Here is a 15,487-nt window from a genome sequence, read left to right as displayed (position 1 = left end):
ACTTTCCACAGCCCGGTCATCGACCGGGCTGTTTTTTTGTCCGAATGCGCTTGCACCGAGTCAAATCGGCGGCTATCACCCGGCCTCTTCCTGAGGCGACCTGTTCCGCGGTAGCTCAGTGGTAGAGCAGCCGGCTGTTAACCGGCTGGTCGTAGGTTCGAATCCTACCCGCGGAGCCAGTCGCTTTCACGCCCAACCCTCAGGGGGTTCAGGGTTGTGATCCTGGGAATACTGGTCGAGCCCACATCGACTCCATGTCCGCCCCCACAAGCTCACCTTCGGCGACTGCTTACGGCTGATCACAGCGTCACCGTCTGGCGCGACGGGCGATGCGGCGGACGAGATCTGGGCCTGATGCGGGCGGGTCGCCTGTCTGCGCAAGGTGCGAACGGCCGGCGTTCACAAAGGACCTGTGGGCGCGACCCTGTCTCCGATAGGGGTTAGTAACCCAGCCGGCCCATCCACTCTCCGTGTAGCGCCATGAAGGCCTCGGCCTCGTCAGAGGTAATCGATGCGGGCCGATCAGCCTTGCCCCGCCGAAAGAAGTTCGGCCCGATGCTGTTGACCGTCTCCCAGGGGTCCACCCAGCGGGCCAGGGCCGGGCGCCCGAGGAAAGCGGCGATCCGGGCGATTTCAGCCTCAGGCGCGCCGACGAGATCCTCGTATCGCACAAGCAGCGTTTCGGGGCGCTCCAGCGGCCGCCAGGCGTCGAGATGAAGGCTCCAGTTGTCGAACGGCCGGTCAGCGGCCAGAACTTCCAGCCAGGAGACCTGCCGACCTTCCGTCGCCGTCCTATAGTGCCTGTAGGAGTCCGTCGCGACGAGGCCGTCGCGCACCACGTAGATGGCCTTATCAAGCCCCTCCGGCCCGTCATGGGTCTTGATGATGCTGAGATCATCGGCCTCGCGAGCCGCTGTCGAGAACGCTCCGAAGTCGCCCTCGTACTTCGTTACCCCGATCAGGTCAGTAAGCCGCTGGTCCATGCTCGGCGAACCGGCCGGCTCATACTTGGAGAAGGTCTCCAGGCCGAAGACGCCTCGCAGCACGCTGCGCAGCAGGGTGTTTCCGGACCGGGGAAACGAGGCAAGCCAGACGATCATGAGAGCCGATGCGTTGCGTAAGGTGACGGCTTCTATAGCAACGAGACGATCAAGGCGTGAACCATGGCGGACTGTCCGGCGGCGGCGGGACACTGAACGGTCCTGTATGGCGTCCCGGCTCAGGCCCTACCCGCGAAGCCGCTTCCCCTTCGAGCCAAAGGTTTGGGGCGGCAAGGTCGGCGCCCTACATTTATTCCCGACGTCTACAGCTGAAAAGATCGACAACGAACGCCGCTTGGCCACGTCCGGGCCTGCGCCGATCGTCAAATATTTTTACCTCGAAGCGGAGCCTTAGTTGGTTGAGCGCGTTTAGTCTTTGAAACGGGGACCATCATCATGACCCATCAAGACTCGGCCAAGACGATCTTCGAACGCGAGCTCGTCGCTCTGATTCCGCACCTGCGCGCCTTTGGCCGTTCGCTGACCGGCAACGCCAGCCACGGCGATGACCTGGCCCAGGACGCCCTGGCCAAGGCCCTGGCCTCCCGCGCCTCCTACCAGCCCGGCACCAACATGAAGGCCTGGACATTCATGATCCTGCGCAATGTCTTCTATTCGGAGAAGCGCCGCTCGTGGCGCTCCTGCGCCCTCGACCCGGAAGTCGCCGAACGCACCCTCGTGTCCGTCACCAACCCGACGGCGAGCCTGGAACTGGACGAGATGCGCCGGGCGCTGGACATGCTGCCGCCCGACCAGCGCGAGGCCCTGATCCTGGTCGGCGCCGCCGGCATGTCCTATGAGGAAGTCAGCGAAGTCACCGGCGCGGCGCTGGGCACCATCAAGAGCCGCGTCAGCCGGGCCCGCGACCGCCTGGCCCTGATCTTCGCCGACGGCAAGATCACCGAGGACCACCAGCCGGCCCACGCCGCCATGGCGGCGATCTTCCGGCGCATCGACGACTACCGGACGGCGCCCCGCGCCGCCTGATCGATCCCGCAACCAAGCGAAGGGCGGCGCCTCAGTGCGCCGCCTTTTTGCGTGGGATCAGGTGCAGCACGCCAACGATCACCCCGCCGACGATCAGGCCGACCACGGCCGAACTCGCCGCCATGGCCAGCCAGCCGGTGACCGGGCCCACCACCGGAGCCGCGCTCGCCCAGTGCGACGCGCCCTCGACCCAGTGCGGCACAGGGGTCAGGTGGAAGTGCTCCAGGCCGTGGACGATGATGCCGCCGCCGACCCACAGCATGGCCGCCGTGCCGATCACCGTTAGGGCCTCCATTGTCACCGGCATGGCCTTGACCAGCCCGCGCCCCAGGGCCCGGGTTCCAGGGTTGGAGCGCCGGGCCAGGTGCAGGCCGATATCGTCCATCTTCACGATCAGCGCGACCACGCCGTAGACGGCGATCGTCAGCGCCACCCCGATCACCGCCAGGGCCGCGGCCTGGATGGCCAGCGGCTTGTCGGCGACGTCCGCCAGGGCGATGGCCATGATCTCGCCCGACAGGATCAGGTCGGTCCGGATGGCGCCGCCGACCTTCTGGGCCTCGAGTTCGGCGCTGCTGAGGGCCAGGTCTTCGGTCTCCTCGCCGGCGACCTCATGGTGCGCGAAGGCCTCGATGATCTTCTCGGTGGCCTCGAAGGCCAGATAGGCGCCGCCGACCATCAGGATCGGCGTCACCGCCCAGGGCGCGAAAGCGCTGAGGATCAGGGCGCCTGGCAGCAGGAACAGCAGCTTGTTGCGGAACGAGCCGACCGCGATCTTCCAGACGATCGGCAGTTCGCGATCGGGGGTGAAGCCCATGGCGTAGCCAGGTGTCACGGCGGTATCGTCCACCACCACCCCCGCGGCCTTGACGCCGGCCTTGCTGGCCGCGCCGCCCACGTCATCCAGCGAAGCGGCGGCCAGCTTGGTGATGCCGGCGATGTCGTCGAGGAGGGCGGCAAGACCGGAGGGCATGGCGGATTCTCTGTAGCGAAGGACCAGCTAGGCGAATAAACCGGACCACGCGCCGAGGTCGAGCCCTAACCCGTCTTCGGGACGGCGCGGGGCGCCCAGCCCCAGCGCGACTAGCTCTCCGCCGCCTGCTCCACCGCCAGGCCCAGATCCAGCGCCCGCGCCGCCTCCCCCCCGGTCACCACCGGACGCGGGGCCTGGCCCCTCACGGCCTTCAGGAAGCCGGCGACGCTCTGGCCCAGGGGGTCCTTGCCGGCGGGCGTCTCCGTGAAATTCTCGATCAGCGGGAACGGCGTGGTGTTGCGGAAGGTGCGCGCCAGAAAGTCGATCTCGACCTCGCCCGACGGGTAGACGACCTTCATGGTCCGCTCGCGGGCCTCGGCGACGCGCGAGCTGTCGAACACCGCGGTGAAGCCGTTGTCGAAAGTGGCCTCGGCCTTGACCCAGTCCAGGGATGTCGAGCGGGTGATCGCCCCCTCGCCTTCCACCGTCACCGGCTCGCCGTCGCAGAGGGCCAGGGCCAGGTCGATGTCGTGGATCATCAGGTCCAGCACCACCGAGACGTCGAGGTTGCGGTCCGAGGGCGTGCCCCGGCGTACGGCCTCCAGGCGCAGCGGCTGCTCGGGGATGTCCAGCAGGCCCATGGCCTGGAACACCACCCGCTCCTGGTGGCCGCAGGCCAGGGGCAGGCCGGCCTTGGCCGCGGCGGCGACCAGGGCGTCGGCGTCGGCGGGCGTTACGGCCAGGGGCTTCTCGGAATAGACCGGCTTGCCCGCCTTCAGCGCCGCCAGGCCGGCCTTGGCGTGGTGCACGGCGGGGGTGGCGATCGTGACGACGTCGACGGCGGCCAGGAACGCCTCCATGTCGTCGAAGGCCCGCGCGCCCAGAGGCTGGGCCAGGGCCTGGGCCCGCGCCAGGTCGATGTCGAACACCGCGACGAGCTCGACGCCCTCCAGCTCGACATACTTCTTGGCGTGGTAGCCGCCGAACACGCCGGCGCCGACGACGCCCGCCCTGAGAAGATCCTGGGTCATGTCGGCTGTCTAAACCGTTCGCTTTCGTGCGGGAAGCACTGGAGACGCGGGCGAGACCAGTCTAAACGTTCGTTTAAACAACGCGCCTCGATCACGAGGCTCGGGAGGAAGCACCATGGTCACGTCGCGCGAAATCCGTCTGAAGAGCCGCCCGGTCGGCGAGCCCGTGCACGACAACTTCGAACTGGCGACCGTCGAGGTCGCCGCGCTGGACGACGGCGAGATCCAGGTCCGGAACCTGTGGATGTCGGTCGATCCCTACATGCGCGGCCGCATGACCGACCGGAAGAGCTATGTGCCGCCGTTCGAGTTGGGCAAGGCCCTGCAGGGCGGCGCGATCGGCGAAGTCACGGCCTCAAACGATCCCGACTTCAAGCCCGGCGACATCGTCTCGACGATGTTCGGCTGGCGGGAGGTGTTCAACGTCTCGCCCAAGGCCCTGGCGGCCGGCGGCATGGGGGCGGTGACCAAGATCGACACCCATGGCCTGCCGCCGCAAGCCTTTCTCGGCGTGGCCGGCATGCCCGGCCTGACCGCCTATGTCGGCCTGCTGCGGATCGCGGCCCTCAAGGACGGCGACGTCGTCTTCGTCTCGGCCGCCGCCGGCGCCGTGGGCCAGGTGGTCTGCCAGATCGCCAAGCTGAAAGGCCACACGGTGATCGGCTCGGCGGGCGGACCCGAGAAGGTCGCCTTCCTCAAGAGCATCGGCGTCGACCACGTCATCGACTACAAGGCCACGCCCGACGTGGTCGCCGAACTGGAAAAGGTCGCGCCCAAGGGGATCGACGTCTATTTCGAGAACGTCGGCGGCGTGCACCTGGAAGCCGCCCTGAACTCGGCCCGCCCGTTCGCCCGCTTCGCCCTGTGCGGGATGATCTCGCAATATAATGAGACCGGAAAGCTGACCGGCCCGCCCAACATCATCCAGGCGGTGGGCAAGAGCCTGCGGCTGGAGGGCTTCATCGTCTCCAACCACTACGACCTGGCGCCGCAGTTCCTCAAGGACATGGCCGGCTGGATCGGCGCGGACCAGATCAAGTGGAACGAGACCGTGGAGGACGGCGTCGAGCGTGCGCCGGACGCCTTCATCAAGCTCTTCAAGGGCGAGAACCTGGGGAAGATGCTGGTGAGGCTGGGGTGAGATCACGCCCACTTGCCCCCACCTGACCGCTGCGCGGTCTGTCCGCCCCCATAGCGGGCGGAGCCTTCGCTCCGGAGGCTCTTCCCCCTCTGGTGGAAGACGGCCGAAGGCCCGTAGGGGGCAAGCGCTCACCGCCTAGCGCCACTGAGTCGCCCCGCCCGCCCCTTGCGGAGCGTGAAAACGCCCCCATTTGCGCTCCTCACCCCAGGCAACCAACCTGCCCCCATCGCCGCTATCCCAAGCGGTACGCCACTTTGCGCGGCGCCCCTGTGTTAAAGCGGCGCAGCGGCGCGACAGCCCCTTCCAATGCTGTCGCGTTTCCATATCTAATCCATGTAAGGCGGGTTGTTCGGCCCGCCGGGAGAAAGCGGTCAATGGCCGAGCGAAAGCAAGGCGGACAAAACAACGGCGCGGGCTCTTCGGTCATCACGGAAGTGAAACCGAAGACACAAAAACCTTCGCTGTATCGCGTACTGATCTTGAACGACGATTATACTCCGATGGAGTTCGTCGTTTACGTACTTGAACGTTTCTTCAACAAGTCGCGCGAAGATGCGACCCGGATCATGCTGCACGTTCATCAGCATGGCGTCGGCGTTTGCGGCGTTTTCACCTACGAAGTTGCCGAGACCAAGGTCGCGCAAGTGATCGACTCGGCGCGCAGGCATCAGCACCCCCTGCAGTGCACCATGGAAAAGGATTGAGGAGCCTCCCCTTGCCCTCTTTTTCGCGCCCACTTGAAGAATCCCTGCATCGCGCCGTCGCTTACGCCAACCAGCGCAAGCACGAGTACGCCACGCTCGAACACCTGCTGCTGTCGCTCACTGACGACGACGACGCGGCCGGCGTCATGCGCGCCTGCGATGTCGACCTCAACGCTCTGAAGAAGAGCCTCGTGAACTATCTCGACGTCGAACTGGCCTCGCTGGTCGTCGACGACGAGGACGACGCCAAGCCCACGGCGGGCTTCCAGCGCGTGATCCAGCGCGCTGTGATCCACGTGCAGTCCTCCGGCCGCGAGGAGGTGACCGGCGCCAACGTCCTGGTCGCCATCTTCTCGGAACGCGAGAGCCACGCCGCCTACTTCCTGCAAGAGCAGGACATGACCCGCTATGACGCGGTGAACTTCATCGCCCACGGCATCGCCAAGAAGGCCGGCGCCTCCGAGCCCAAGACGGCCAAGGGCGCCACGGTCGAGGAAGACGTCGAAAAGCCCAACACCAAGACCGGTGGCGAGGCCCTCGAAGCCTATTGCGTCGACCTCAATGAAAAGGCCCGCCAGGGCAAGGTCGACCCGCTGATCGGCCGCGCGAACGAAGTGGAACGCGCGATCCAGATCCTGTGCCGCCGGACCAAGAACAATCCGCTGCTGGTCGGCGAGCCCGGTGTCGGCAAGACCGCCATCGCCGAGGGCCTGGCTCGCAAGATCATCACCCACCAGGTCCCCGAAGTCCTGGCGGAAGCCACCATCTACTCGCTCGACATGGGCGCGCTGCTGGCCGGCACCCGCTATCGCGGCGACTTCGAGGAACGCGTCAAGCAGGTGGTCAAGGAACTGGAGAACCACCCGAACGCGGTGCTGTTCATCGACGAGATCCACACGGTGATCGGCGCTGGCGCCACCTCGGGCGGGGCGATGGACGCTTCCAACCTGCTCAAGCCCGCCCTGGCCTCGGGCACCCTGCGCTGCATGGGCTCGACCACCTACAAGGAGTTCCGCCAGCACTTCGAGAAGGATCGGGCCCTGGTCCGTCGCTTCCAGAAGATCGACGTCAACGAGCCGACGGTGGAAGACACCATCAAGATCCTCAAGGGGCTGAAGAGCTACTACGAGGACTTCCACAAGCTGAAGTACACCAACGACGCCCTCAAGGTGGCCGTTGAGCTGTCGGCCAAGTACATCACCGACCGCAAGCTGCCCGACAAGGCGATCGACGTGATCGACGAGGCGGGCGCGGGCCAGATGCTGCTGCCGGAAGGCCGCCGCAAGAAGGTCCTGGGCGTCAAGGAGATCGAGGCCGTCGTGGCCAAGATCGCCCGCATCCCGCCCAAGTCGGTCAGCAAGTCCGACACCGAGTCGCTGCGCGAGCTGGAGGCTGACCTGAAGCGCGCCGTGTTCGGCCAGGACGAGGCGCTTCTGCAGCTGTCCTCGGCCATGAAGCTGGCCCGGGCCGGCCTGCGCGACCCGGACAAGCCGATCGGCAGCTACCTGTTCAGCGGCCCGACCGGCGTCGGCAAGACCGAAGCCGCCAAGCAGTTGGCCTCGACGCTCGGGATCGAGATGATCCGCTTCGACATGTCGGAGTACATGGAGCGCCACACCGTCAGCCGCCTGATCGGGGCCCCTCCCGGCTATGTCGGCTACGACCAGGGCGGCCAGCTGACCGACGCCGTCGACCAGCACCCGCACGCCGTGGTGCTGCTGGACGAGATCGAAAAGGCGCACGCGGACGTCTACAACATCCTGCTCCAGGTCATGGACCACGGGGTGCTGACCGACAGCAACGGCAAGAAGGTCGACTTCAGGAACGTCATCCTGATCATGACCACCAACGCCGGGGCTTCGGACGCCCAACGCCAGGCGATCGGCTTCGGCCGCGACAAGGTGCAGGGCGAGGAAGAGGCCGCGCTCAAGCGCCTGTTCACGCCCGAGTTCCGCAACCGCCTCGACGCGGTGGTGGCCTTCAAGCCGCTGACGCCGGAGATCATCCGCCAGGTCGTGCAGAAGTTCGTCATGCAGATGGAGGCCCAGCTGGCCGACCGGAACGTGACGGTCTCGCTGAGCGACGGCGCGGCCGACTGGCTGGCCAAGAACGGCTTCGACGAGCTCTACGGCGCCCGCCCCCTGGCGCGGGTCATCCAGGAGCACATCAAGAAGCCGCTGGCCGACGACATCCTGTTCGGACGCCTGGTCCGCGGCGGCCACGTCAAGGTGGTCCTGGAGAACGGCAAGATCGCCTTCGAGATCGAGTCCAATCCGGAAAAGCCCGGCAAGGCGACCAAGGAAGACGAGGCCGAACCGGCGCTCACCGAATAGGTCGAAAACAGCGAGAGGCCCGGAGCGATCCGGGCCTCTTTGCTATTGAAGCGCTCTCGAAATGCGACTGTACAAAACGAGAACACGTGACTAGGTTGATCCCATGTCAGTCGCCTTCGACACGCTCGGAGCAACGAAACGCCTCCGCGACGCGGGACTGGAAGAGCGCGCGGCGGAAGCGATCGTGGAGCTGGTGCAATCGACGGCGCAATTTCCGGACATCAGCGGCCTGGCCACCAAGGCCGACACAGCGACGAAGGCCGACCTCGCCAACATGGCGACCAAGGCGGATCTCGCCGAACTCGCCCACGCGACCAGGATGGACACCCAGGCCCTGAAGGCGGACTTGGCCGTCGCCAAGCACCAGATCCTGGCCGAACTGAACGACAAGCTCCGCTTTCAGGGCCTGGCCCTGATGGGCGGCATGACGGCGATCGTCGGCCTGGCCACGGCGATCATCAAGCTAGGGTCCTAGCCGGGCGACGGCGCGGCGGCGCGGCGGCGCCGACCAGGCTTCCGCCCTCGCGGACTGTCTAGCGGAGGTGCTGAGCGCCGAACGTTGTCAGCAGGGTCACGGCGCGCGCCTCGTCCAGCCCGTCGGGCGTAAAGGCGGTCAACCCGACCTTGGTCAGGACGCTCCGGTCGGCGGCGACGATCTGATGCTGGGCCATGTTCCAGTCGCGGAACATCCGGCGCTCGACGGCGCCTCGCGAGATCACCTGGACGTCGCCGTGGCGATCATCCCGTCGGATACGCTCGAAGGTCTGCTCGACCTCGCCGGCCGGTCCCTCAAGCAACTGCAGGAAACGGCCCTCGCCGGCCACCAGGAACCCGGTCACCGCCGCCATGCGGTTGTTTTGGATGGACTTGAGCAGGATGGTCCGAACCATTTCGGGCAATCCGCCACGCCCCAGCTCCTGGGCGCGACTGGCGTAGATCAGGCGCACCAGGCCTTTCGGTGCGTCGTCGAACTCCAACATGAACCCGCCCCCCAAAAGCCAGCACCACCATGGCGCAATGCTCGATGAGGACAAAGGTTCAGCTTAGAGCGCCGCCGCGATCTTCTCCGCCAGGCCCCTGAGCTCTTCGGCGTCGGCCATGCCCTCGCCATGCCGCCCCAGGGCCTCGCCCTCGTAGCGGGGAATGATGTGGAAATGCAGATGGAAGATCGTCTGGCCGGCGGGCGCGCCGTTGAACTGGGTCACCACCACGCCGTCGGGCTTCAGGGCCGTCGTCACGGCCTGGGTCACCTTCTGCACCGCCCCGATCAGCCGGCCCAGCGTCTTGGTCTCGGCCTCCAGCAGGTTGCGGGCCTGGCTGGTCTTGGAGATGACCAGCACATGGCCGCGCGACTGCGGGAAGACGTCCATGAAGGCCAGGACCTGGTCGTCCTCGAACACCTTCGCGGCCGGGACCTCGCCGCGGATGATCTTGGCGAAGATATTGTCGGCGTCGTAGGTTCCGTGAAGGCTCATGATCGTCTCCGGCGTGATCGGAACCGTACCTACCAAACCGAGCGGGGCGCGCAAATGACCGCGAGCCTCGCGCGCCGGGAAATGCCGGTCGAGCTGGTCGACCGCGTTGGAGGACACCGCCGATGACGGAACACCTGACCGAACGCCAGAGGAAGTGGTTCGCCTCGGTGCGCGAGGGCCTGGCCCGCGACACCGGCAAGAGCCTGGAAGACTGGGTGGCGATCGCCAGGACCTGCCCTGAAACCAGACCCCGCGCGCAGCTCGGCTGGCTCAAGGAACACCACGGCCTGGGCCAGAACCGGGCCAGCTATGTCCTGTCGGTGGCCTTCCCGTCCGAACGGGCCTGGGACAATCCCGACGAGACCCGCGCCGCCCTCTGGACCGACCCGGCTTCGCTGGCGATCCTGCAGGCGGTGGAGGCGGCGATCGCGGACTTCGACGGCTTGGTCGTGGGCCAGCGCAAGACCTACAGCGCCTGGTCGCGTGAGTTCCAGTTCGCGGCGGCCAAGCCGGTCAAGGGCGGGACCGCGGTGCTGGGTCTGGCCGTGCCGCCGGACACCTCCCCTCGCCTGTTGGAGCCGAAGACCGAAAGCTGGTCCGAACGCTTGAAGGCCAAGCTGCCGCTCAGGTCCCCGGCCGACGTGGACGGTGAGGTTCGCGCCCTGCTGAAGGCCGCTTTCGAACGATCGTGACACGCCGCCGGAACGCTCGCCTTAGCTCCTCGTTCGCTTAGGCCAACGGAGGAAGACGCATGCCCAAGGAAGCCGAGCTCGTCGCCAAGTTCTGGAAATCGCTGAAGTCCGACCGCACCGCCATGGTCGGCCTGGCCGGGGTCGAGGGCGGCCGCGCCCAGCCGCTGACCGCGCTGGTCGAGGACGACGACGGCGGCCCGATCTGGTTCTTCACCTCGTCCGACAGCGACCTGGTGGCTGAACTCGCCAGCCAGAAGGATGCGGTGCTGCACTTCGCGTCCAAAGGCCATGACCTGTTCGCCTCGGTGGAAGGCGGCCTGTCCGTGCACGACGACCGCGCCACGATCGATCGTCTGTGGAATCCCTTCGTCGCCGCCTGGTTCGAGGGCAAGGCCGACCCCAAGATCCGCCTGCTCCGCTTCGACGCCGGCGACGCCCAGATCTGGCTCAACGAGAACAGCCTGTTCGCGGGCCTGAAGATGCTGCTCGGGCGCGACCCCAAGAAGGACTACGAGGACAAGGTGGCCGAGACCCGGCTGGGCTAAGGCGCCTGACGGAAGGGCGAAAACTCCTCGGTGAGCACCGCCATCTCGGCGTCGACCGCCTCGCGCTCGCGCTCTAGGTAGCGCGCCACCGGCTCGCGGAGGGCCGGGTCGGCGATCCAGTGGGCCGAATAGACCGGGCTGGGCAAGTAGCCGCGGGCGATCTTGTGCTGCCCCTGGGCCCCGGCCTCGACGCGCGGCAGGCCCAGGCGGATGCCGTGCTCGATGGCCTGGTAGTAGCAGAGCTCGAAATGCAGGAACGGGACGTCCTCGGTGCAGCCCCAGTGGCGGCCGTACAGGCATTCGCCGCCGATCAGGTTCAGGGCCCCGGCGATCCAGGGACCGCCCGGCCGGCGAGCCAAGATCAGCAGCACCTTGTCGGCCATCCGCTGGCCCAGCAGCGAATAGAAGGCCCGGTTCAGATAGGGCCGGCCCCACTTGCGGCCGCCGGTGTCCATGTAGAAGCCGAAGAAGGCGTCCCAGTGCTCTTCGGTCAACGCCTCGCCGGTCAGGGCCACGATCTCCAGCCCGGCCTGAGCGTCGCGGCGCTCGCGGCGGATGGTCTTGCGGCGATTGGACGACAGCGAGGCCAGGAAATCCTCGAAGGTCGCATAGCCCCGGTTGAACCAGTGGTACTGCTGGTCCTGGCGACGCAGCATCCCGCGTTCGCCCATCCACGCCCATTCGTCGGCCGTCGGGAAGGTCACGTGCAGCGACGAGGCCTTCAGGCGGTCGCAAAGCGTGAGCGCGCCGCCCAGCAGAGCCGAGCGGCCGTCGTCGACGTCGATGTCCGGCCGCACGATCAGTCGTGGCCCGGTCACGGGCGAGAACGGCGCCGAACACTGGAGCTTGGGATAATAACGCCCGCCTGCCCGCTCATAGGCGTCGGCCCAGCTGTGGTCGAAGACGTATTCGCCCTGGCTGTGGGACTTCAGGTAAAGCGGCATGACCGCCGCCACCCGGCCGGCCTCGTCCTCGACCGACAGGTGATGCGGCGCCCAGCCGGTGCGTTCGACCGCGCAGCCGCTCTCTTCCAATGCGTCCAGAAAGTCGAAGCTGACGAAGGGATCGCCGTGCGGGGCGGCGCAGGCGTCCCAGGCGTCGCGGCCGATCTCGGCGATGCGCCGGTGGACGCGCACCTCCGCCTTGACGCCTGTCACGCGGCGAAGCCCTCGAAGATCAGGTTGTCGCAATGGTCGCGGACGCCGTCCCATTGCTCGGCCGAACGCACCGTCCAGGCGATAACCGGCATGCCCTTGGCGCGCAGCTGGTCGGCGCGGGCGCTGGGCAGCATGTCCAGGCCCAACGCCAGGAAGTCCGGCCGGGCGATCTCGATCTGCTCGAGATTGGCCAGGGACTTGCGCAGCTCCGGCGCCAGCTTGCGGGCGCCTTCGTCGGCCCAGCCATAGCTGTCCAGGCCGCGCAGGATCTGCGGCTGGTGCTCGGCGAACCAGGCGTGGGAATAGGGATTGAAGCCGATCACGGCCGTCGGGCCGTTGTGGTCCAGCAGGATCTCGCTGACCTGCTTCTCCAGCTCGCCGACCTCGCCGAACGGGGTCTTCAGCTCGATATAGACCATGGCCCGATGGCCGATCAGGGTCAGGGCGTCGGCCAGGGTGGGGATGGTCTCGTCCGTACCCGACAGCTTCAACTCGCCAAGGTCGGCGGCGGTGTGGTCGCGCAGACGCCCCGGCACGCCCGTCAGGCGCTCCAGGTGATCGTCGTGGAAGACCACCACGTGGTTGTCGGCGGTCAGCTGGACGTCCAACTCGATCGCATAGCCGTGGGCGCAGGCGGCCTGGAAGGCGGCCAGGGAGTTTTCGGGCGCGCCATCCGGCGACCACAGCCCACGATGCGCCACCGCCGGTTCGAACAGGCGCTCCCACGCCTCGCCAAACGCTTCGGTCGCGGGGCGGGGCCGCGCGCGCATCAGGCCACCTCGACCACGGCGTCGACCTCGACCGAGAAGCCCAGCGGCAGCTTGTAGACGCCGACGGCCGAGCGCGCGTGGCGGCCGGCGTCGCCGAACACCTCGACCATCAGGTCCGAGCAGCCGTTGATCACCTTGGGGATGTCGATGAAGTCCTGGCTGACCTGGACGAAGCCGCCCAGCTTGACCACGCGCTTGACCCGGTCCAGGTCGCCGACGGCCGCCTTCATCTGGGCCAGCAGGTTGATGCCGCACAGCCGCGCGCCCTGTTGGGCGGTCTCCAGGTCGACGTCCGTCCCGACCGTGCCCTTCAGGCCGCCATTGGCGTCGAGCGAGATCTGGCCGGAGATGTGGATCAGGTTCCCCGTCGCGACGAAGGGCACATAGTTGGCGACCGGCGCGACCGGTTGCGGCAGCACGATCCCCAGTTCCGCCAGACGCTGTTCGACCTTCGACATCACACACTCCAATGACTTGGACGCATGCTTAGCGCGGCGGGATGCCAGGACAAGAAAAAAGGCCCGAACCGTTGCCGGCTCGGGCCTTCAAACTGTTCTCGGCTCTGGAAGGAGCCGGTCGCCTTTAGCGGGCGGCTTGCAGCTTTTCGACGGTCGCGGTGACGCGCTCGTTCAGCGGCTTCACCGAGTCCTTGATCGAGGCCGAAACGATCTCCGAGGCCTTGCTGACCTGGGCGATGTAGGCTTCCAGGGCCGACTTGGCCCAGGCGGTCTGCAGCTCGACGGCTTCCTGGACGCTCTTGGCGGCGGCCAGCGACTTGGCGGCGGCGACCTGGTCCTCGGCGGCCTTCTTCGAATAGGCGAAGGTCTGGGCGCCCAGGGCTTCGGCGCCCTTGGTGGCGGCGGTCACCGAGGCGACGACGGCTTCCAGGTTCTTCTTCGAATGAGTGTTGGCCTCGGCCAGAGCGGCCAGAGACTTCTCGACGCCGTCCTTGAACGCTTGGTTCGAGGCGGTGCTGAACTGTTCGACGGTGTTCTTCAGGGTTTCAGCGGCGGCCATGGGGGAGACTCCTGGCAGAGGGGGCGGGGCACGACGATGGAGAAGCGGGTCCAGGCCATGCGTTGGGACAACACCGGTGTCTCATGTTGCACCGCAGCAGTCAAGAAAATTGTGCAGCGCACCATAAACCGACGGACACATTCGCTCGCCTTGGGCGCGAGACCGAAGCTTCGCCGCAACGCCTTGAAATTATCCATCTCTGCGGCGAAATCGCTCACCACTTGTTTACCTTAGCGAAAGGCCACGACGCGCATGCTAATGTCACGCGTGTGGCGGTGCGGAACCGCTCAGTTCAAATGACGGACGCATTCGCCATGTTCGCCAAGTTTATCCCGGTCCGCTCCGTTCTTGCCGCTCTCGGTGTGGCCGGCGCCATGCTGAGCGGCCTGGCCGCCCCGGTCTCCGCCTCGGCTCAGATCCCGTATCTGCAGATGAACAGCGCCGAGCCGAAGTACGCGGCCATCGTCATCGACGCCAATTCAGGCGAGATGCTCTATGACAAAAGGGCCGACAGCCCGCGCTACCCGGCGTCGGTCACCAAGATCATGACGCTGTACCTCACCTTCGAGGCGCTCAGCGAAGGCCGGCTGAAGCTGACCGACCGCGTGCCCTTCTCATCGCACGCCGCCGCCCAGACGCCGACCAAGCTGGGCCTGCAGCCCGGCGACAGCATCAGCGTCGACGAGGCGATCCGCGCCATGACGGTGAAGTCGGCCAACGACGCCGCCGTGGCCATGGCCGAGCGACTCGGCGGCAGCGAGTCGCGGTTCGCCGCCCTGATGACCCTGCGCGGCCAAGAACTGGGCATGCGCAACAGCCGCTTCGTCAACGCCTCGGGCCTGCCCGACAGCCGGCAGATCTCGACCGCCCGCGACCTGGCCATCCTGTCGCGCGCCACGATGCGCGACTTCCCGCAGTACTATTCCTACTTCAGCATCAAGGGCTTCGAGTTCCGCGGCCGCTATATCCCGGGCCACAACCGCCTGCTGACCAACATGCAGGGCTTCGACGGCCTGAAGACCGGCTACACCAACGCCTCGGGCTACAACCTCGCCGGCTCGGCCGTGCGCGACGGCCGCCGCCTGATCGCGGTGGTCCTGGGCGGGTCGTCCACCGCCTGGCGCGACAACAACATGGAAGACCTGCTGACCACCGGCTTCGACGTGCTCAAGCGCCGCTCGCACGGCGAGCGCACGACCATCGCCGCCAACCTGTACGAAGACGAGCCGACCGGCCCGATCATGCGTCCCTCCACCGAGGAAGGCGACGGCGACCAGGCCGGGCTGAAGATCGTGCTGACCGACAATCCCCGTCCTCCCGCGGCCCTGAAGGTCTCGCCGACCCTGAAGGCGGCCCAGGCGAAGCCCGCGCCAAAGAAGGCAAAGGGCGAATGGGCCGTGCAGGTCGGGGCCTTCAAGTCCAAGAGCCTGGCCAACGAGCAGCTGGCGCTGGTCCGCTCGCGCTTCTCGAAGTTCGTGGCCGACGCCGAGGGCGCGGTCGAAGGGGCCGCCAGCAGCACCTTCCGCGCCCAGTTCCAGGGCCTGACCGCCGACGCGGCTCGCGGCGCCTGCCGCGCGATCAGCGCCAAGCGCCAGCCCTGCATGGTCCTGGCCCCGCGGTAA

At 67.0% G+C, this 15,487-nt stretch carries 17 protein-coding genes and 1 tRNA gene; 9 read left to right on the top strand and 9 right to left on the bottom strand.

What is annotated here, in order from left to right; all coding sequences use genetic code 11:
* Positions 1 to 104 precede the first annotated feature (104 nt).
* Positions 105 to 179 (top strand) — tRNA-Asn (locus tag ASD47_RS05665).
* A gap of 261 nt (positions 180 to 440) precedes the next feature.
* Here the strand turns inward: ASD47_RS05665 and ASD47_RS05660 are convergent.
* Positions 441 to 1,100 carry a sulfotransferase domain-containing protein gene (locus ASD47_RS05660; RefSeq protein ID WP_056752823.1) on the bottom strand — a complete coding sequence of 220 codons (660 nt, stop codon included), beginning with the start codon at positions 1,098 to 1,100 and terminating at the stop codon, positions 441 to 443.
* Between the two features lie 336 nt (positions 1,101 to 1,436).
* Here ASD47_RS05660 and ASD47_RS05655 point away from each other — a divergent pair, with 336 nt between their 5' ends.
* Entirely contained in the window at positions 1,437 to 2,027 is a 591-nt protein-coding gene (locus ASD47_RS05655; RefSeq protein WP_056752821.1) for a sigma-70 family RNA polymerase sigma factor, read from the top strand.
* Between the two features lie 31 nt (positions 2,028 to 2,058).
* Here the strand turns inward: ASD47_RS05655 and ASD47_RS05650 are convergent, their stop codons facing one another.
* The gene (locus ASD47_RS05650; protein WP_056752818.1) at positions 2,059 to 3,000 is read right to left on the bottom strand and encodes a DUF808 domain-containing protein; all 942 of its coding nucleotides are present in this window, start codon (positions 2,998 to 3,000) and stop codon (positions 2,059 to 2,061) included.
* Positions 3,001 to 3,110: 110 nt separating this feature from the next.
* The gene (locus tag ASD47_RS05645; RefSeq protein ID WP_056752815.1) at positions 3,111 to 4,031 is read right to left on the bottom strand and encodes a Gfo/Idh/MocA family protein; all 921 of its coding nucleotides are present in this window, start codon (positions 4,029 to 4,031) and stop codon (positions 3,111 to 3,113) included.
* Positions 4,032 to 4,146: 115 nt separating this feature from the next.
* Between ASD47_RS05645 and ASD47_RS05640 the strand changes: the two genes are divergently transcribed.
* From ASD47_RS05640 to ASD47_RS05625, 4 genes are all read left to right on the top strand, one after another.
* Positions 4,147 to 5,172 (top strand): NADP-dependent oxidoreductase, encoded by a 1,026-nt coding sequence (locus tag ASD47_RS05640; protein ID WP_056752814.1) that lies wholly within the window; start codon positions 4,147 to 4,149, stop codon positions 5,170 to 5,172.
* A gap of 374 nt (positions 5,173 to 5,546) precedes the next feature.
* Entirely contained in the window at positions 5,547 to 5,876 is a 330-nt protein-coding gene (clpS, locus tag ASD47_RS05635; protein WP_007672483.1) for an ATP-dependent Clp protease adapter ClpS, read from the top strand.
* An 11-nt stretch (positions 5,877 to 5,887) separates the two neighbouring features.
* A complete protein-coding gene (gene clpA, locus ASD47_RS05630) occupies positions 5,888 to 8,209 on the top strand; it encodes an ATP-dependent Clp protease ATP-binding subunit ClpA (RefSeq protein WP_056752811.1) in 2,322 nt (773 codons plus the stop codon).
* Between the two features lie 103 nt (positions 8,210 to 8,312).
* Positions 8,313 to 8,684 carry a hypothetical protein gene (locus ASD47_RS05625; protein ID WP_056752809.1) on the top strand — a complete coding sequence of 124 codons (372 nt, stop codon included), beginning with the start codon at positions 8,313 to 8,315 and terminating at the stop codon, positions 8,682 to 8,684.
* 58 nt (positions 8,685 to 8,742) lie between these two features.
* On the opposite strand, the gene ASD47_RS05620 is transcribed toward ASD47_RS05625, so the two are convergent.
* Positions 8,743 to 9,189 carry a BLUF domain-containing protein gene (locus ASD47_RS05620; RefSeq protein ID WP_156402122.1) on the bottom strand — a complete coding sequence of 149 codons (447 nt, stop codon included), beginning with the start codon at positions 9,187 to 9,189 and terminating at the stop codon, positions 8,743 to 8,745.
* A gap of 63 nt (positions 9,190 to 9,252) precedes the next feature.
* The gene (locus tag ASD47_RS05615; protein ID WP_056752803.1) at positions 9,253 to 9,684 is read right to left on the bottom strand and encodes an HIT family protein; all 432 of its coding nucleotides are present in this window, start codon (positions 9,682 to 9,684) and stop codon (positions 9,253 to 9,255) included.
* Positions 9,685 to 9,806: 122 nt separating this feature from the next.
* Between ASD47_RS05615 and ASD47_RS05610 the strand changes: the two genes are divergently transcribed.
* Together ASD47_RS05610 and ASD47_RS05605 are read left to right on the top strand one after the other, a co-directional pair.
* Complete coding sequence (locus ASD47_RS05610; RefSeq protein WP_056752801.1) at positions 9,807 to 10,376, top strand: DUF5655 domain-containing protein; 570 nt, start codon at positions 9,807 to 9,809, stop codon at positions 10,374 to 10,376.
* Between the two features lie 59 nt (positions 10,377 to 10,435).
* Complete coding sequence (locus ASD47_RS05605) at positions 10,436 to 10,921, top strand: pyridoxamine 5'-phosphate oxidase family protein (RefSeq protein WP_056752798.1); 486 nt, start codon at positions 10,436 to 10,438, stop codon at positions 10,919 to 10,921.
* Here the strand turns inward: ASD47_RS05605 and ASD47_RS05600 are convergent.
* The 4 genes from ASD47_RS05600 to ASD47_RS05585 all read right to left on the bottom strand — a co-directional run bounded on the left by ASD47_RS05600 (position 10,918) and on the right by ASD47_RS05585 (position 13,865).
* On the bottom strand, positions 10,918 to 12,078 hold the full coding sequence (locus tag ASD47_RS05600) for a GNAT family N-acetyltransferase (RefSeq protein ID WP_056752795.1): 1,161 nt from the start codon (positions 12,076 to 12,078) through the stop codon (positions 10,918 to 10,920). The genes ASD47_RS05605 and ASD47_RS05600 overlap by 4 nt on opposite strands.
* Complete coding sequence (locus ASD47_RS05595) at positions 12,075 to 12,848, bottom strand: glycerophosphodiester phosphodiesterase (RefSeq protein ID WP_056752791.1); 774 nt, start codon at positions 12,846 to 12,848, stop codon at positions 12,075 to 12,077. Before ASD47_RS05595 ends, ASD47_RS05600 begins: the two co-directional genes overlap by 4 nt.
* Complete coding sequence (locus ASD47_RS05590) at positions 12,848 to 13,306, bottom strand: RidA family protein (protein WP_056752788.1); 459 nt, start codon at positions 13,304 to 13,306, stop codon at positions 12,848 to 12,850. Before ASD47_RS05590 ends, ASD47_RS05595 begins: the two co-directional genes overlap by 1 nt.
* A 124-nt stretch (positions 13,307 to 13,430) precedes the next feature.
* Positions 13,431 to 13,865, bottom strand: a complete 435-nt coding sequence (locus tag ASD47_RS05585) for a phasin family protein (RefSeq protein WP_028040708.1) — start codon at positions 13,863 to 13,865, stop codon at positions 13,431 to 13,433.
* Between the two features lie 314 nt (positions 13,866 to 14,179).
* On the opposite strand from ASD47_RS05585, the gene ASD47_RS05580 reads away from it, so the two are divergent.
* A complete protein-coding gene (locus ASD47_RS05580; RefSeq protein WP_056752889.1) occupies positions 14,180 to 15,487 on the top strand; it encodes a D-alanyl-D-alanine carboxypeptidase family protein in 1,308 nt (435 codons plus the stop codon).

Origin of the sequence: Caulobacter sp. Root1472 (genome assembly GCF_001426985.1) — a bacterium.
GTDB lineage: Bacteria > Pseudomonadota > Alphaproteobacteria > Caulobacterales > Caulobacteraceae > Caulobacter > Caulobacter rhizosphaerae.
The sequence above is the reverse complement of the archived record's forward strand: the minus strand, read 5'-3'. Positions and strand labels throughout refer to the sequence as shown.

What these genes read in the sequence shown, in the direction of transcription:
- ASD47_RS05660 (WP_056752823.1), bottom strand. Translation starts at nt 1,100, where the DNA reads ATGATCGTCTGGCTTGCCTCGTTTCCCCGGTCCGGAAACACCCTGCTG.
- ASD47_RS05655 (WP_056752821.1), top strand. Translation starts at nt 1,437, where the DNA reads ATGACCCATCAAGACTCGGCCAAGACGATCTTCGAACGCGAGCTCGTC.
- ASD47_RS05650 (WP_056752818.1), bottom strand. Translation starts at nt 3,000, where the DNA reads ATGCCCTCCGGTCTTGCCGCCCTCCTCGACGACATCGCCGGCATCACC.
- ASD47_RS05645 (WP_056752815.1), bottom strand. Translation starts at nt 4,031, where the DNA reads ATGACCCAGGATCTTCTCAGGGCGGGCGTCGTCGGCGCCGGCGTGTTC.
- ASD47_RS05640 (WP_056752814.1), top strand. Translation starts at nt 4,147, where the DNA reads ATGGTCACGTCGCGCGAAATCCGTCTGAAGAGCCGCCCGGTCGGCGAG.
- clpS (WP_007672483.1), top strand. Translation starts at nt 5,547, where the DNA reads ATGGCCGAGCGAAAGCAAGGCGGACAAAACAACGGCGCGGGCTCTTCG.
- ASD47_RS05625 (WP_056752809.1), top strand. Translation starts at nt 8,313, where the DNA reads ATGTCAGTCGCCTTCGACACGCTCGGAGCAACGAAACGCCTCCGCGAC.
- ASD47_RS05620 (WP_156402122.1), bottom strand. Translation starts at nt 9,189, where the DNA reads ATGTTGGAGTTCGACGACGCACCGAAAGGCCTGGTGCGCCTGATCTAC.
- ASD47_RS05615 (WP_056752803.1), bottom strand. Translation starts at nt 9,684, where the DNA reads ATGAGCCTTCACGGAACCTACGACGCCGACAATATCTTCGCCAAGATC.
- ASD47_RS05610 (WP_056752801.1), top strand. Translation starts at nt 9,807, where the DNA reads ATGACGGAACACCTGACCGAACGCCAGAGGAAGTGGTTCGCCTCGGTG.
- ASD47_RS05605 (WP_056752798.1), top strand. Translation starts at nt 10,436, where the DNA reads ATGCCCAAGGAAGCCGAGCTCGTCGCCAAGTTCTGGAAATCGCTGAAG.
- ASD47_RS05595 (WP_056752791.1), bottom strand. Translation starts at nt 12,848, where the DNA reads ATGCGCGCGCGGCCCCGCCCCGCGACCGAAGCGTTTGGCGAGGCGTGG.
- ASD47_RS05590 (WP_056752788.1), bottom strand. Translation starts at nt 13,306, where the DNA reads ATGTCGAAGGTCGAACAGCGTCTGGCGGAACTGGGGATCGTGCTGCCG.
- ASD47_RS05585 (WP_028040708.1), bottom strand. Translation starts at nt 13,865, where the DNA reads ATGGCCGCCGCTGAAACCCTGAAGAACACCGTCGAACAGTTCAGCACC.
- ASD47_RS05580 (WP_056752889.1), top strand. Translation starts at nt 14,180, where the DNA reads ATGTTCGCCAAGTTTATCCCGGTCCGCTCCGTTCTTGCCGCTCTCGGT.